The organism is Nonomuraea sp. NPDC049624 (genome assembly GCF_040675255.1).
Taxonomy (GTDB): Bacteria; Actinomycetota; Actinomycetes; order Streptosporangiales; family Streptosporangiaceae; genus Nonomuraea.
This window is the reverse complement of the sequence record NZ_JBFAOR010000003.1, coordinates 386,542-399,889: the sequence shown is the minus strand read 5'-3', so window position 1 is coordinate 399,889 and position 13,348 is coordinate 386,542. Positions and strand designations below refer to the sequence as shown.

At 71.4% G+C, this 13,348-nt stretch carries 12 protein-coding genes; 3 read left to right on the top strand and 9 right to left on the bottom strand.

Features of this window, described 5'->3' with window-relative positions; all coding sequences use genetic code 11:
• Positions 1-41: 41 nt before the first annotated feature.
• From AB0J76_RS13365 to AB0J76_RS13345, 5 genes are all read right to left on the bottom strand, one after another.
• Positions 42-800, bottom strand: coding sequence for a hypothetical protein (locus AB0J76_RS13365; RefSeq protein WP_352325005.1), 759 nt, complete (start codon positions 798-800; stop codon positions 42-44).
• A gap of 66 nt (positions 801-866) precedes the next feature.
• Entirely contained in the window at positions 867-1,274 is a 408-nt protein-coding gene (locus tag AB0J76_RS13360) for a hypothetical protein (RefSeq protein WP_352325006.1), read from the bottom strand.
• The gene (locus AB0J76_RS13355; RefSeq protein ID WP_352325007.1) at positions 1,271-2,197 is read right to left on the bottom strand and encodes an NAD(P)-dependent oxidoreductase; all 927 of its coding nucleotides are present in this window, start codon (positions 2,195-2,197) and stop codon (positions 1,271-1,273) included. Before AB0J76_RS13355 ends, AB0J76_RS13360 begins: the two co-directional genes overlap by 4 nt.
• Positions 2,198-2,337: 140 nt before the next feature.
• Complete coding sequence (locus AB0J76_RS13350) at positions 2,338-2,694, bottom strand: metalloregulator ArsR/SmtB family transcription factor (protein ID WP_352325009.1); 357 nt, start codon at positions 2,692-2,694, stop codon at positions 2,338-2,340.
• Positions 2,691-3,605: a 2-dehydropantoate 2-reductase N-terminal domain-containing protein gene (locus AB0J76_RS13345; protein WP_352325010.1), complete on the bottom strand. Its 915-nt coding sequence runs from the start codon at positions 3,603-3,605 to the stop codon at positions 2,691-2,693. Before AB0J76_RS13345 ends, AB0J76_RS13350 begins: the two co-directional genes overlap by 4 nt.
• Before the next feature lie 230 nt (positions 3,606-3,835).
• On the opposite strand from AB0J76_RS13345, the gene AB0J76_RS13340 reads away from it, so the two are divergent.
• Complete coding sequence (locus AB0J76_RS13340; RefSeq protein WP_352325011.1) at positions 3,836-4,738, top strand: endo-beta-N-acetylglucosaminidase H; 903 nt, start codon at positions 3,836-3,838, stop codon at positions 4,736-4,738.
• 64 nt (positions 4,739-4,802) lie between these two features.
• Here the strand turns inward: AB0J76_RS13340 and AB0J76_RS13335 are convergent, their stop codons facing one another.
• The 4 genes from AB0J76_RS13335 to AB0J76_RS13320 are packed head-to-tail and all read right to left on the bottom strand — an operon-like array spanning position 4,803 to position 10,925.
• Positions 4,803-7,799 carry a glycoside hydrolase family 38 C-terminal domain-containing protein gene (locus tag AB0J76_RS13335; protein ID WP_352325013.1) on the bottom strand — a complete coding sequence of 999 codons (2,997 nt, stop codon included), beginning with the start codon at positions 7,797-7,799 and terminating at the stop codon, positions 4,803-4,805.
• Positions 7,800-7,829: 30 nt separating this feature from the next.
• Positions 7,830-8,747 (bottom strand): carbohydrate ABC transporter permease, encoded by a 918-nt coding sequence (locus AB0J76_RS13330; RefSeq protein ID WP_352325014.1) that lies wholly within the window; start codon positions 8,745-8,747, stop codon positions 7,830-7,832.
• A gap of 1 nt (position 8,748) precedes the next feature.
• Positions 8,749-9,648 carry a sugar ABC transporter permease gene (locus AB0J76_RS13325; RefSeq protein ID WP_352325015.1) on the bottom strand — a complete coding sequence of 300 codons (900 nt, stop codon included), beginning with the start codon at positions 9,646-9,648 and terminating at the stop codon, positions 8,749-8,751.
• Positions 9,645-10,925: a sugar ABC transporter substrate-binding protein gene (locus tag AB0J76_RS13320; RefSeq protein ID WP_352325017.1), complete on the bottom strand. Its 1,281-nt coding sequence runs from the start codon at positions 10,923-10,925 to the stop codon at positions 9,645-9,647. Before AB0J76_RS13320 ends, AB0J76_RS13325 begins: the two co-directional genes overlap by 4 nt.
• Positions 10,926-11,023: 98 nt before the next feature.
• Here AB0J76_RS13320 and AB0J76_RS13315 point away from each other — a divergent pair, with 98 nt between their 5' ends.
• Complete coding sequence (locus tag AB0J76_RS13315) at positions 11,024-12,055, top strand: LacI family DNA-binding transcriptional regulator (RefSeq protein WP_352325018.1); 1,032 nt, start codon at positions 11,024-11,026, stop codon at positions 12,053-12,055.
• Between the two features lie 46 nt (positions 12,056-12,101).
• Positions 12,102-13,322: a glycosyl hydrolase gene (locus AB0J76_RS13310; RefSeq protein WP_352325020.1), complete on the top strand. Its 1,221-nt coding sequence runs from the start codon at positions 12,102-12,104 to the stop codon at positions 13,320-13,322.
• Positions 13,323-13,348: the final 26 nt, after the last annotated feature.

Below are 13,348 nucleotides of genomic sequence, written 5' to 3'. Positions count from 1 at the left end.
TCATTTTTATATGAGTCAGGTGATATGACCTGCCTAGGTCGTCAGCGTGATTCCGGCTGGTCCCACCCTTGGCTGCGCGCGTCGTCCTTGGCGAGACAGAGCATGCGCAGATGGTCGCGGAGCGCGGAATGCGTGACCGCGCCCAGCCGCCCTTCCCAGGGCTGCACGGCGGAGCGGGCGTACCGCAGGTCGGAGACGGACACCAGGTGGCCGGGGCCACGTTCCGTGAACGTGGCGGCCCGCATCGCGTCGGTGAGGGTGCCGTCGGTGGCGACACGCAGCAGCACGGTCAGCCAGCCGTTCAGTTTCTCGCACTCCCCGCCGGTCAGATCGACGCCGTGGCGGCTCAGGAGCGGCCCCAACTGCGCGCCGCGCACCAGCACCTCACCGGCTTCATCGGCTTCGTCGACCGCGGACACGGCCCGCAGGTCGGTCACGAAGGCGTCGCCGAACGGCCGGGGGCCCTTGTGCCCGTCCTCGCCCCACGACCCTGTTCCCGCCAGCAGATCGGGGTCGAACCAGAACAACGACCCGCCCAGGTCGAACCGCCACGTCCAGGGCGAGAAGGGGTGTGCACCATCCGGATCCGGGAGGTGCCCCGCCTCGCGGCCCGACAGGGCGTCGGCGGTGGCCCAGTCGTTCGGGAACAGGAACTCGTCGAAGGTGGCCGAGGCGTAGTACACGCCGTACCTGGCGGCAGGGTCCACGGCCGGCCCTCCACCGAGCAGGATCTCGAACGCAGCGGCCAGCGCGGCCTCCCACTCGCTGGAGTCAGCCGCCGGGTTCGTCTCGGATGTCACGCTGAACACTCCTCATGTCATGTCACGCGGATTGTCGCAAGCTATCGGACACCCACCGCCCATGACCTACCTCTGCGCCCGTGACCGGCGGCTGAGCTGCCTGCGGTGCACCACGAGGCCGGCCAGCGTCAGCAGCGAGAGGAGGGCGAGCTGCCACCAGTTGTCCGGATTGCCGCCGAGGTCCAGGTCGGCCGCATGGTTCACCACGTGCAGCGTGTTGGCGACGAGGAACCCGACCAGCACGACCGACAGCACGTCGCGCCACACCAGCGCGCTCAGCATCATCAGCCCGATGCCGATCTGGAAGACCCCGGCGTCGTGCAGGAAGTGCACGTGATTGGGGAAGCGGGCGAAGACCGCGAACCCCGCCGGGTCGAGGCGCATCCACACGCCGAAGCCCAGCATCGTCAGCGCGCCGACCGCCACGGCCGCCTGGACGAAGATCCTGGCCGGCCTGCTGTAGCCGTTCGTCATCGCATGTCCTCCAGTCCGTCGGGAACGCTCGGGTGCACCGGGGTCCAGCCCAGGTCGCGGGTGGCCTTGGCGTGCGAGACCCGCATCGTGGTGTCCATCAGCAGGCAGCCCAGGTACGGCACGGTCAGCCTGACCAGCCATCTCGGGATCACGACGGGACGCGGCGTGCCGTGCGCGCGGGCGACCGCGGTCAGGAAGTCGCGCCAGCTCATCGGCCGGTCGTCCACGATGTTGTACGCCTGCCCCGCGGCGCCGCGTTCCATGGCCGCGACCGCGGCCGCCGCGGCGTCGTCCACGTGGACGAAGGAGGTGGTGCCCGTCCGGCCGCGCGGCAGCACGGGCGCCCGTTTGCGCATCAGGTCGGCGAACAGGTCGCTGAAGGCGTTCCTGCCGTAGAACATGCCGTAGCGCAGGGCGATGCCCTCGATGCCCTCGGCGGCGAACACCTGGCTCTCGGTCGCCACGCTGGAGTCGGTCACCAGGTCGGCGACGGTGCCGACGTGCACGCCGAACTCGTCGTCCTCGGTCAGCACGCGGTCGCCGTGGTCGCGGTAGCCGTACCCGGTGATCAGCGACTGGGTGACGAACCGGCGCGCGCCGACGGCCCGCGCGGCGTCCAGCAGGTGCGCGGTCCCGCGGTCGCGCAGGGCGAGGGTGGGGTCGTCGGGGCGCAGTCTGCGCGAGGCGCCGCGCAGCGCCGTGGCCTGGTGCATGACGACGTCGGCGGCGTGCCCGTCGAGCGCGCGCAGCAGCGCGTCCCGGTCGAGCACGTCGGCGACGACGGCGTGCGCGCCGCGGTCGGTGACGAGCCGCCGTCTGGCGGGATCGCGGACGACGGCGACCACCTCGTGCCCCGCCGCGGCCAGCGCCGACAGCAGCGGAATCCCGATCGCGCCGGTCGCCCCGGCCAGCAGTACCTTCATCGCCCCTGCTCCTTCGCCCGTCGCCCGTGGGGGTGTGTCACGGAGACCTCCTCAGCTGGATGGACAGCACTGCGAGGACGGGACAGCCGCTCCCGATGTGACAGACCGGGACGGGAAGGCGCGCGGGCGGTTGCCGGCCGCTACTGACCGTCCGGCTGCTCGCCGGGGCCGGAGGCGCACGAGATGATCAACGTGATGAGGTCGCGCATGGGGGTCAGCAGCTCCGGATAGGCGTCGGCGTCGAGGTCGTACAGGCGCAGGGTGCCCTTGCGCCGTACCGTCAGCAGACCCGCGTCGCGCAGGATCTTGAGGTGGTGGGAGGTGGCGGGCTGGGACAGCTCCAGGTGCGCGGCGATGTCGCCGACGCTGCGCGGGGCCGCGGACTCCAGCAGGTGGACGACGATCTCCTGCCTGCGCTCGTCCCCGAGGGCGGTGAACAGCGGCCGGGTCCGGGCGAACAGCGCGAGGACGTCCCGGGCCTCGATCGAGCCGCTCATGCGGGCAGCGAGTCGCGCACGGCGGACAGGCGGCCGACCGGCAGCGCCCTGGTGGACCCTTCGGCGATCCAGCCGTCCAGCATCAGGCGGGTCTGCGCGCTCACCTTCGTGAAGTGGGTCTCCAGGTAGCGGCGCAGGTCGAACGGGAGCAGCCGGGGCAGCACGCGCAACGCCAGGCCCACGGCCCAGGACGGAACGGGGACGGGAGCGCGCAGCCCGTGCTGGGCGCGGACCACCGCGACGGCCTCCCGGACGGCCGCGGCTGCCCCTCGCAACCGCGGGCCGGACGCGGGCAGCCGCCAGCCGGAGGACTCCAGCGCGGCGATGTAGGGGATCATCCGGGCGGCGGTCAGCTCTCCCGTGCCGGCCCGCGTCACCCGCCTGGCCCGCACGCCGCCGGCCCGCAGCGCGGCGACGACCTGCGGGGCGCGCGCTCCGGTGACGCCCGTCGCCGTACCGGGCGGCACCCAGTACGCCACCCCCGGCGCGGGGACCTCGCGCTCCAGCGGCGCCTGGTAGGCCAGCAGCGTCGGGGTCACCTGGACGATCTGCTCCTGCGGCCAGACGCCGGCCAGGGTGCGCAGATCGCCCGGGTCCTGGCCGATGGTGACCACCGTCGCCGTGCCGGTCACCGCACGCAGCGCGCCCGTCCAGTCGCCGCGCAGCGCCGGGGAGTCCACGCAGAGCCACACCATGTCCCACTGTTCGCGGGGCGGCTCGCTGCGCACCTCGTACGGCGTGATCCGCTCGGTCACCGGCGCCCGCCCCCGCCTGAGCCGGTACACCGGAGCCCCTTCCCAGCCCTCCCGGCCCGGCCGGACGAGATAGCTGACCCGGGCCCCGCCCGCGGCCAGCCACGCCCCGAAGACCTGCCCCAGCGCGCCGGCACCGACAATCAGCACCTTCGTCATCACTGCTCCATACATCTAAATATTTGGATATACGGAACACTACCACCGGAGAGATCTCCGGCGCGCGCGACGTCTTTCCGCGCCGCGGACACCTTGACAGCGGGCCCCGGGCTGCCGATGATCGAGGCGCTATACCGTTTTATCTCCAGCCCCCATGCAGCCTCGCGAGAACGAGTGGACTGGACTTAACCGATATAGCAAATCATCCCCCATGCCCTGAGGAGTCGATCGTGAGTTCACCGCTCATGCGCAGAAGGACCCTGCTGGCAGCGCTGGCCGCGACCGCCGCAGGTGCCGCGTTACCCACCGCGGCACACGCCGAGCGCCGCGCGGCCGCCAAGACCGGCCCGCTCTCGGTGGTCTACATCGAGGTCAACAGCGAGAGCATGACCAACGTCGCGAAGTACACGCTCGCCCGAGGCGGCGCGCAGGTGTTCGACATCGCGGTCATCTTCGCCGCCAACATCAACTACGACGGCACCAAGGCCTACCTCCACTGCAACGAGAACGTGCAGCGGGTGCTCGACAACGTGGCGACCGAGGTCCGCCCGCTGCAGCAGAAGGGCATCAAGGTCCTGCTGTCGATCCTCGGCAACCACCAGGGCGCCGGCTTCGCGAACTTCCCGTCCCGGCAGGCCGCCGACGCGTTCGCCCAGGAACTGGCCGACGTGGTGACGACGTACGGGCTCGACGGCATCGACTTCGACGACGAGTACGTCGAGTACGGCAGGAACGGCACCGGCCAGCCGAACGACTTCTCCTTCGTCTACCTGGTCCAGGCCCTGCGCCAGAAGCTGCCGAACAAGCTCATCACGCTGTACGACATCGGCCCGGCCGCCGACCGCCTGTCCTACAACGGCGTCAGCATCAACAACACCTTCGACTACGCCTGGAACCCCTGGTACGGCACCTGGTCCGTGCCGAACGGCCCGACCTCCAGGTCCCGCCTGTCGCCGGCCGCCGTGTCGTTCACCGGCACCAGCTCGTCCACCGCCGCCTCCCTGGCCCGCCGTACGGTCAGCGAGGGGTACGGCGTCTTCCTCACCTACAACCTCACCTCGGCGAACACCGCCTCCTACATCTCGGCCTTCACCAGCAAGCTGTACGGCAGCTCCGCCGTCTACACCCCCTGACGCCTCCGCCCTGAACGCACGTGAGGGGCGCCCGGGACGGGCGCCCCTCATCGGGAACGTGCGGTCAGCGGCCGAGCCGCAGGGTGACCAGCTCGAACGGCCGCAACGTCACCGGGATCGACCGGCCGGGCCGCTCGGGCTCGGCCAGCGGGCGCTCCAGCAGGTCGGTCACGGTCACCGAGGTGACGGGGAAGCCGGCCGTGAGCGTGGCCGCCGCCCGGCCGCCGCGCGACTCGTGGAAGCGCACCACGACGTCGCCGCTGCCGTCGTCGGCCAGCTTGACGGCGGTGATCACGACCGCGTCGTCGTCCACCGTGACCAGCGGTTCTACCTCGGCGGCGCCGGACAGCACCCGCTCGGGCAGGTTGAGGAACCAGCCCTCGCGCACCGCGTCGCCGATCGTCGCGCCGGGCAGCAGCGCGTGCCGGAAGGTGTGCCTGCCCTGGTCGGTCTCGGGGTCGGGGAAGCGGGGGGCGCGCAGCAGCGACACCCGCAGGGTCGTGGTGGTGCCGCCGTCCGCGCGCACGGTCCGGGTCACGTCGTGGCCGTAGGTGGAGTCGTTGACCACGGCCACGCCCCAGCCGGGCTCCTCCAGGTGCACGAACTTGTGGTTGCACGCCTCGAACTTGGCCGCCTCCCAGCTCGTGTTGGTGTGGGTGGCGCGGTAGGCGTGGCCGTACTGGCTCTCGGAGGCGTAGCGCTCGGCGCGCACGTCGAGGGGGAAGGCCAGTTTGAGGAACTTCTCCGTCTCGTGCCAGTCGACCTCGGTGGCGATGTCGACCCGCCGCCCGTCCAGCGAGATCACCTGCGTGACGGACGACCCGCCGAACGAGCGGGTGACGCGGACCGAGCCGGGCCGCTCGCCGGCCGTCACCTCGTCGGCGGCGGTGAGGTCGGCGACGGTGTTGCGGTAGAACTCGTCCACGTCCCAGGCGTCCCACATGTTGGGGAAGTCCTGGTGCAGCTGGAGCAGGTTGGCGGCCTGGCCGGGGGGCAGGGTCTCGCGCCGGGCCCGCAGGTCGTAGGCGGAGACGATCAGGCCGCGGCCGTCCACCTCGACCCGGAGCAGGCCGTTGTGCAGCACGAAGCCGCCGCCCTCGCGGGGTTCCCTGCTCGTCGGAGCCCCCGGTACGGCCGGGGCCGCGCCGCCGGCCGGCACGCCGTTGCGGGCGTGCGGGGCCGCGTTGAAGACCAGCTCGTGGGGGCCGTCCCCGGCCAGGGCCCGCTGGGCGTCGTCGATCAGGCCGGTCAGCTCCTCGGCCAGCGCCGCGTAGGTGGCCCTGGCCTCGCGGTGCACCCAGGCGATCGACGAGCCGGGCAGGATGTCGTGGAACTGGTGCAGCAGCACCGTCTTCCAGATGCGGTCGAGCTGCTCGTACGGGTAGGGCGCGCCGGCCCGCACGGCGGCCGTGGCGGCCCACAGCTCGGCCTCGCGCAACAGCGACTCGCTGCGCCGGTTGCCCTGCTTGGTCTTGGCCTGGCTGGTCAGCGTGGCGCGGTGCAGCTCCAGGTAGAGCTCGCCCACCCAGACCGGCGGGTCGGGATACTCGGCCTCGGCCTTGGTGAAGAAGGCGGCGGGGGTCTCCCAGGTGACGGTGGCCGAGCCCTCCAGGTCGCGCAGCCGGGCGGCCTTGGCCACCATCTCGCGGGTGGTGCCGCCGCCGCCGTCGCCCCAGCCGGTGGGGGCCAGCGAGTGCCGGGCGACGCCTTTGTCCTTGAAGTTGCGGGCCGCGTGCGCGATCTCCCGGCCGTTCATCGAGCAGTTGTAGGTGTCGACCGGCGGGAAGTGCGTGAACACCCGCGTCCCGTCGATGCCCTCCCACAGGAACGTGTGGTGCGGGAACGTGTTCGTCCGGCTCCACGAGATCTTCTGCGTGAGCAGCCGCTTCGAGCCCGCCGCCTTGATGATCTGCGGCAGCCCGGCCGCGAACCCGAACGTGTCGGGCAGCCACACCTCCTCGTTGTCGACGCCGAACTCGTCGATGAAGAAGCGTTTGCCGTGCACGAACTGGCGGGCCATGGCCTCGGAGCCGGGCATGTTCGTGTCGGACTCCACCCACATGCCGCCGGTCGGGACGAACCGCCCGGCCGCCACGGCCTTGGTCACCTTGGCCCACACCTCGGGCCGGTGCTCCTTGATCCACGCCCACTGCTGGGCCTGCGACATCGCGAACACGAACTCCGGCTCGTCGGCCAGCAGCGCCGTCATGTTGGAGGCGGTACGGGCGACCTTGCGGACGGTCTCGCGCAGCGGCCAGAGCCAGGCCGAGTCGATGTGGGCGTGCCCGACCGCGCTGATCCGGTGCGCCGAGGGCACGGCGGGCGCGGACAGCACGCCGGCCAGCTCGGCGCGGGCCGCCCCGGCGGTGGCGTTGACGTCCTGGAGGTCGACCGCGTCCAGGGCGCGGTCGATGGCCCGGGTGAGCTCCGCGCGGCGGCCGCTGTCGGCGGGCAGCTCGTGCATCAGCTCCCCGGCCACCTCCAGGTCGAGGATCAGGTTCCACACCGTCTCGTCGAACACGGCCAGGTCCATGCGCGCCAGCCGGTACTGCGGCTCGCTGCCCGCCGTCTCCTTGTCGCCGAGCAACGTGGGCACGAACGGCTTGTAGTCCAGCACGACCGGGTTGGAGGCCGCCTCGATCCGCAGCTCGACCTGCTCGCCGCCGGCCACCGGCGCGCCGACGCGCACCCACTGGTTACGCGGGTTGAGCCCCTTCACGGGCGTGCCGTCGGGCAGGTAGACCAGGCCCTCGCACTGGAAGCCGGGCATGTTCTCGTCGAAGCCGAGGTCGAGCACCGCCTCGACGGTCCGGCCCGCCCAGGCGGGCGGGACGGTGCCGGTCACCGTGAACCAGCTCGTCGCCCACGGCGCGCCCCAGGCCGCGCCGACCGCGATCGGCTCGGTCGGGGCCGCCAGCCCTTCGGCGACGGGTACGGGCTCGCCCGGCGCGGTCCAGACGCGCACGTCCATCGGCACGGACTCGGGATAGACGGCCGGGCGCAGACGTTCGTCCAGCACGCGCTTGAGGCGGGCTTCGACCAGGGTGCGGTCGTCATGCATGGAGAGAGACTCCTCGTTCTCGGAACCGGCTCAGCCCTTGATCGCGCCCTCGGCGACGCCCCGGAAGAAGAAGCGCTGCAGCGAGGCGAACAGGAGCACGATGGGCAGGAAGGAGATCATTGTCCCAGCGGCGATGAGACGGGGGTTGGCGCTGAACGTGCCGTTGAGGTACTGCAGTCCGACGGTCAGCGTGAAGTTCTTCGGGTCGTTGAGCACGATGAGCGGCCACAGGAAGTCGTCCCATGCGCCGATGAACGCGAAGATCGTGATCACGCTCAGCATGCCGCGCACGTTCGGCAGCCCGAGCCGGACGAGCCGCTGCCAGGGGGTCGCCCCGTCGATGACCGCCGCCTCGTCCATCTCCTTGGGGATGGCCTGGAAGGCGGTGCGCATCAGCAGCACGTTCAGCATGCCGATCGCGCCGGGCAGCGCCACGCCGAGCAGCGTGTCGGCCAGGCCCATGCCGCGCACGGTGACGTACTGGGAGACGATCGTCACCTCGCCCGGCAGCACGAGCGTGGACAGGAACAGCACCAGGAGCAGCTTGGCGCCCCGGAACTCCAGCCTGGCCAGCGCGAACCCGGCCAGCGTCGCGCCGACCGCGTTGCCGCCCACCACGATGACCGCCACGATCACCGAGTTGAGCGCGTACGTCCACACGGGGATGGTGTCCGCGACGCGCGCGTAGTTCTCCAGCGTCGGCTGGTGCGGGACGAAGCTGGGGGTCTGTGCGAAGACGTCCTCGAACGGGCCCTTCAGCGAGGTGGACAACTGCCACAGGAACGGCAGGATGGTGATCGCCAGGACGAGCAGCAGCAGCGCGTACCGCAGGACCAGCTCCCCCGGCCTGGTGGCGCCGAACCCGCCCCGGCCCCGGCGGCGGCCGCCGTGCCGCCCCGGGCGGGCCACCGCGGCGGCGGGTCGCGGGCTCGCCTTCATAGCGGCCATGTCAGTCCGCCTTCCTATTGAGCCGGGTCAGCAGGAGCATCGGGCCGATCGTGATGACGAAGAGCAGGATGCTCAGCGCCGAGGCGTAGCCGAAGTGGCCGTAGAAGCCGCGGCTGTACATCTGGATCAGCATGACCAGCGACATCGCCCGCCCGCCCGGACCGCCGGTGCCGTTGGACAGCACGAACAGCTCGGAGAACACGCGCAGGGCCGACACCGAGACCAGCACCGACACCAGCAACATCGTGTTGCGCACGCCGGGCACCGTCACGCTCCAGAACCGGCGCACGGCCCCCGCCCCGTCCACGGCCGCGGCCTCGTGCAGTTCGCGCCGCACGTTCCCGAGCGCCGACAGGTAGATGATCATGTAGTAGCCCAGCCCCTTCCACACCGTCAGGGTGATGGCGCTGAGGACCAGCAGCCACCGGTCGGTCAGGAACGGCAGCGGCCCCTGCAGCACGCCCATCGCCTGCATGAGCCCGTTGATCAGGCCCCGGTCGCTCAGCAGCCAGCTCCAGATCAGCGCGACCACGACGGCGGAGGCGACGACCGGCGTGTAGAAGGCGGTGCGGAAGAACGTGATGCCGGGGATCTTCTTCTCCACCAGGATCGCCAGCAGCAGCGGCAGCAGGGTGAGCACCGGCAGGCAGACCAGCATGAACACGACGCTGTTGAGCAGCGCGTCGCCGAGCTGGTCGTCGTCGAGCATGCGGCCGAAGTTGGCCAGCCCGGTGAAGTGCCCGCCGCTGAGCGGCTTGGCGTTGGTGAAGGCCAGCACCAGCGTGTTCAGCGAGGGCCAGACGTTGAAGACGAGCAGCCACAACGCGGCGGGCGCCACCAGCAGCCAGGGGGTGAGCCGGCGGCGGAGGGCGCCCTGTGCGGGGATCGCGGGGGTGATCACTGGTTGAGCAGCTCGTTGCACTTGGCGACCGCGGCGTCCAGCGCCTCCTTGGCGGAGACCTCGCCGTTGAGCGCGAGGGCGATCTGCTGGCGGATGAACTTGCTCATCGCCTCGGTCACCTCGACCGGCTGCAGCACCTTGGCGCTGGCCAGCGACTTGAAGGCGATGACCTTGGCGTCGCCGGCGTTGGTGCCGTCGCTCCGGGTGAAGAACGGGTCGCCGGCCGAGGCCTTGGTGCTGGGGAAGACGCTGACCTCGTGCGCGAACGCCGCCTGGTTCTCGGCGCTGGTCACCCAGCGGGCCAGCGCGATCGCCGCGGCCGGGTTCTTGCTCTTCTTCGACACCGACAGGCCCTGCACGTACAGCGGCGGGGTGCCCATCGCGGTCGAGGGCACGACCTTGGGCGCGAGCGAGGGGTTGTCGGTCTTGACGGCGATGATGTGGTTGGCGCCGGCCGTCGTCCAGGCCACGGTGCCCTCGTTGAACAGCTTGGCGTTGCCCGCGTAGGTGTCGGTCAGCACGTCGCGCGGCAGTAAGCCCTCCTTGAAGGCGGCCCGGTACTTCTCGATCACCGCGACGGCCTCGGGGGTGTTGAAGACGAAGCTCTTGCCGTCGTCGGACAGCAGTTTCACGCCCGCCTGCGCCAGGTCGCCCAGCTCGGGGCGGCGGCTCATCAGGTAGGTCTTGCCGCCGGACTTCTCCTTGTACGTCCTGGCCTGCTCGACCAGCTCGTCGAACGTCGTCGGCGGCTTGGCCGCGTCGAGTCCGTTCTTCTTCATCAACTCGGAGTTCCAGTAGTTGACGTCGGTGTTGAGGTACCAGGGGTAACCGTAGGTGCCGGGGTAGCCGCGGAAGGTGTAGGCGTCGATGCCGCCCGCGACGTACTCGTCGGCGAGCTTGGGGTCGGCGGCGGCGACGTCGAGCAGCATGCCCTGCTGGACCAGGGGCCTGGCGAAGTCCGGGGGCAGGTTGGTGACGTCGGGGAGTGTTCCGGAGGCGGCCTGGTTCAGTACCTTCTCGGAGTAGGCGTCCGCCGGCTGGTCGAGCCATTCGACCTTCGTGCCGGGGTACTTCTTCTCGAAGGCGGCGATGACGCCCTCGACGTACGCCGTGAACTTGGGCTTCAGGGCCCACGTCTGGAGGCTGACAGTGCCCTTCACCTCTCCCGTGGCCGCCGCGGTCGGGGCGGCGGCTCCCGGCTCGGCGGACCCGCCGAGGCCGCAGCCCGAGACGACCATGACGGCTGCCACCGCCGGGCCCGTCCAGTACCTACGCATGGCGCTCTCCTTGGTTACTAAATCGCTCTAGTTGCGGGACTATTCACCTGGCTAGACTCGTGTGTCAATAGCTGAGACGAATTCGTGAAGGAGCAGTGGTGCGCCGACCGACGATCACCGACATCGCCGAGCGGGTCGGGGTTTCCAAGGGCGCGGTGTCCTTCGCGCTCAACGGCCGCCCGGGGGTCGGAGAGGCCACCCGCGCGCGAATCCTGCAGGTCGCCAAGGAGATGAACTGGCGTCCGCACAGCGCCGCCCGGGCCCTGGGCGGGGCGCGCGCGGAGGCGGTGGGCCTGGTCATCGCCCGCCCCGCCAGCGCACTCGGCGTGGAGCCGTTCTTCGCCCAGTTACTGTCCGGCCTGCAGTCGGGGCTGTCGGCCCAGGCCGTCGCGCTGCAACTGCTGATCGTGGAGGACGCCGAGGCCGAGATGGAGATCTACCGCGAGTGGACCTCCGCCCACCGGGTCGACGGCTTCGTCATGGTGGACCTCATGGTCCGCGACCCGCGCATCGCGGTGCTGGAGGAGCTGGGCGTGCCCGCCGTCGTCCTGGGCGGGCCGGGCCGGCACGGGTCGTTGTCGAGCGTCTGGGCCGACGACCGGGAGGCCATGTTGTCGATCGTGGACTACCTGGCCGCGCTCGGTCACCGCAGGATCGCGCACGTCGCGGGCCTGCCGGCGTTCCGGCACACCCAGCGGCGCGCCCGCGCGCTGCGCGACCGGGCGGGGCGGCTGGCCCTGGAGGAGGCGGTGTCGGTGCACACCGACTTCAGCGACTCCGAGGGCGCCGCCGCGACGCGCGCGCTGCTGTCGCGGCCCCGCCGGCCCACCGCCATCGTCTACGACAGCGACGTGATGGCCCTGGCCGGGCTGGGGGTGGCCGGCGAGATGGGGGTGAAGGTGCCCGACGACCTGTCCATCGTGGCCTTCGACGACTCGGTGCTCACGCGGATCACCCACCCCGCGATCACCGCGCTCTCCCGCGACACCTTCGCCTTCGGCAAGCGGCTGGCCGAGGTGATGCTGGAGGTCATCGCCGACCCTGAACAGCGCAAGGACGTCAAGACCGAGACCCCCCGGCTGACGGTCCGGGAGAGCACGGCGGCTCCGGGGGCTTGGCAGGGCGACTAAATCGCTTTAGGCTCCGCCGGGAGATCGTACGACCCCCGGAGGACGCGTGCCCCTGCTCGACCCCCTTCGCCACGGCGCCAACTACGTGCCCTCCGCCGGCTGGTTCCACAGCTGGCTCGACCTGTCGCTCGACGCGGTCCGCCGCGACTTCGAGGACCTGGCCTCGATCGGCCTGGACCACGTGCGCGTGTTCCCGATCTGGCCGTGGATCCAGCCCAACCCGGGGCTGGTCCGGCAGCGCGGCGTGGCGGACCTGCTGGCGGTGATCGACGTCGCGGCCGAGTTCGGCCTGTCCGTCGCCGTGGACCTGCTCCAGGGGCACCTGTCCAGCTTCGACTTCCTGCCCTCCTGGGTGCTCACCTGGCACCGGCGCAGCCTGTTCACCGACCGCGGCGCGCGCGACGCCATCGCCGCCTACGCCGACCGGCTCGCCCGCGCCGTCGCCACCCGCGGCAACGTGTTCGCCGTCACGCTCGGCAACGAGGTCAACAACCTCTACCCCAGCAACGCCACCACCCCAGAGGCGTCCACGGCGTGGGCCGCCGAGCTGATCGACGTCGTGCGTGCGGCCGCGCCCGGCCTGCTCGCCCTCCACTCCCTGTACGACGCCACCTGGTACGACCCGAAGCACCCCTTCCACCCCGCCGACAACGTGGACCTGGGCGACCTGACCACGGTGCACTCCTGGGTGTTCAACGGCGTCTCCGCGATCGACGGCCCGCTCGGCCCGGCCACCGTCTCGCACGCCGACTACCTGGTCGAGCTGGCCGCGGCCACCTCGCTCGACCCGGCCAGGCCCGTCTGGCTGCAGGAGATCGGGGTGCCCAGGCCGGACGTGCCCGAGGCCGCGACCGCCGAGTTCGTCCGCCGCACGCTCGACGCGGTGACCGTCAACCCCGCCCTGTGGGGTGTCACCTGGTGGTGCTCCCACGACCTGGACCGTTCCCTCTCCGACTTCCCCGAGCGGGAGTACGAGCTGGGCCTGTTCACCGTGGACCACCGTCCCAAGCCGGCGGCCAAGGAGCTCGCCGCGATCATCGGCGAGCGCCGCGGCCGTGCCGAGGCGAGCCGTCCGGCCCTGCGGTGCGACGTGGACCTGCGGACCGAGCCCGGACGCCGGGCCGAGGTCGCGCCGGGCAGCGCCTTCCACGCCGCATGGGTCCGGCTGCGCCGGTCCGGGCCCGTGGCCATCGTCGCCGGCGACCGCGCCGCCGACCCCGCCCACCTCGCGACCCGGCGCATCGGCACCGTCCTCACCCCGGAGTGAACGGCGGGCCGACCGCGTGATCATCG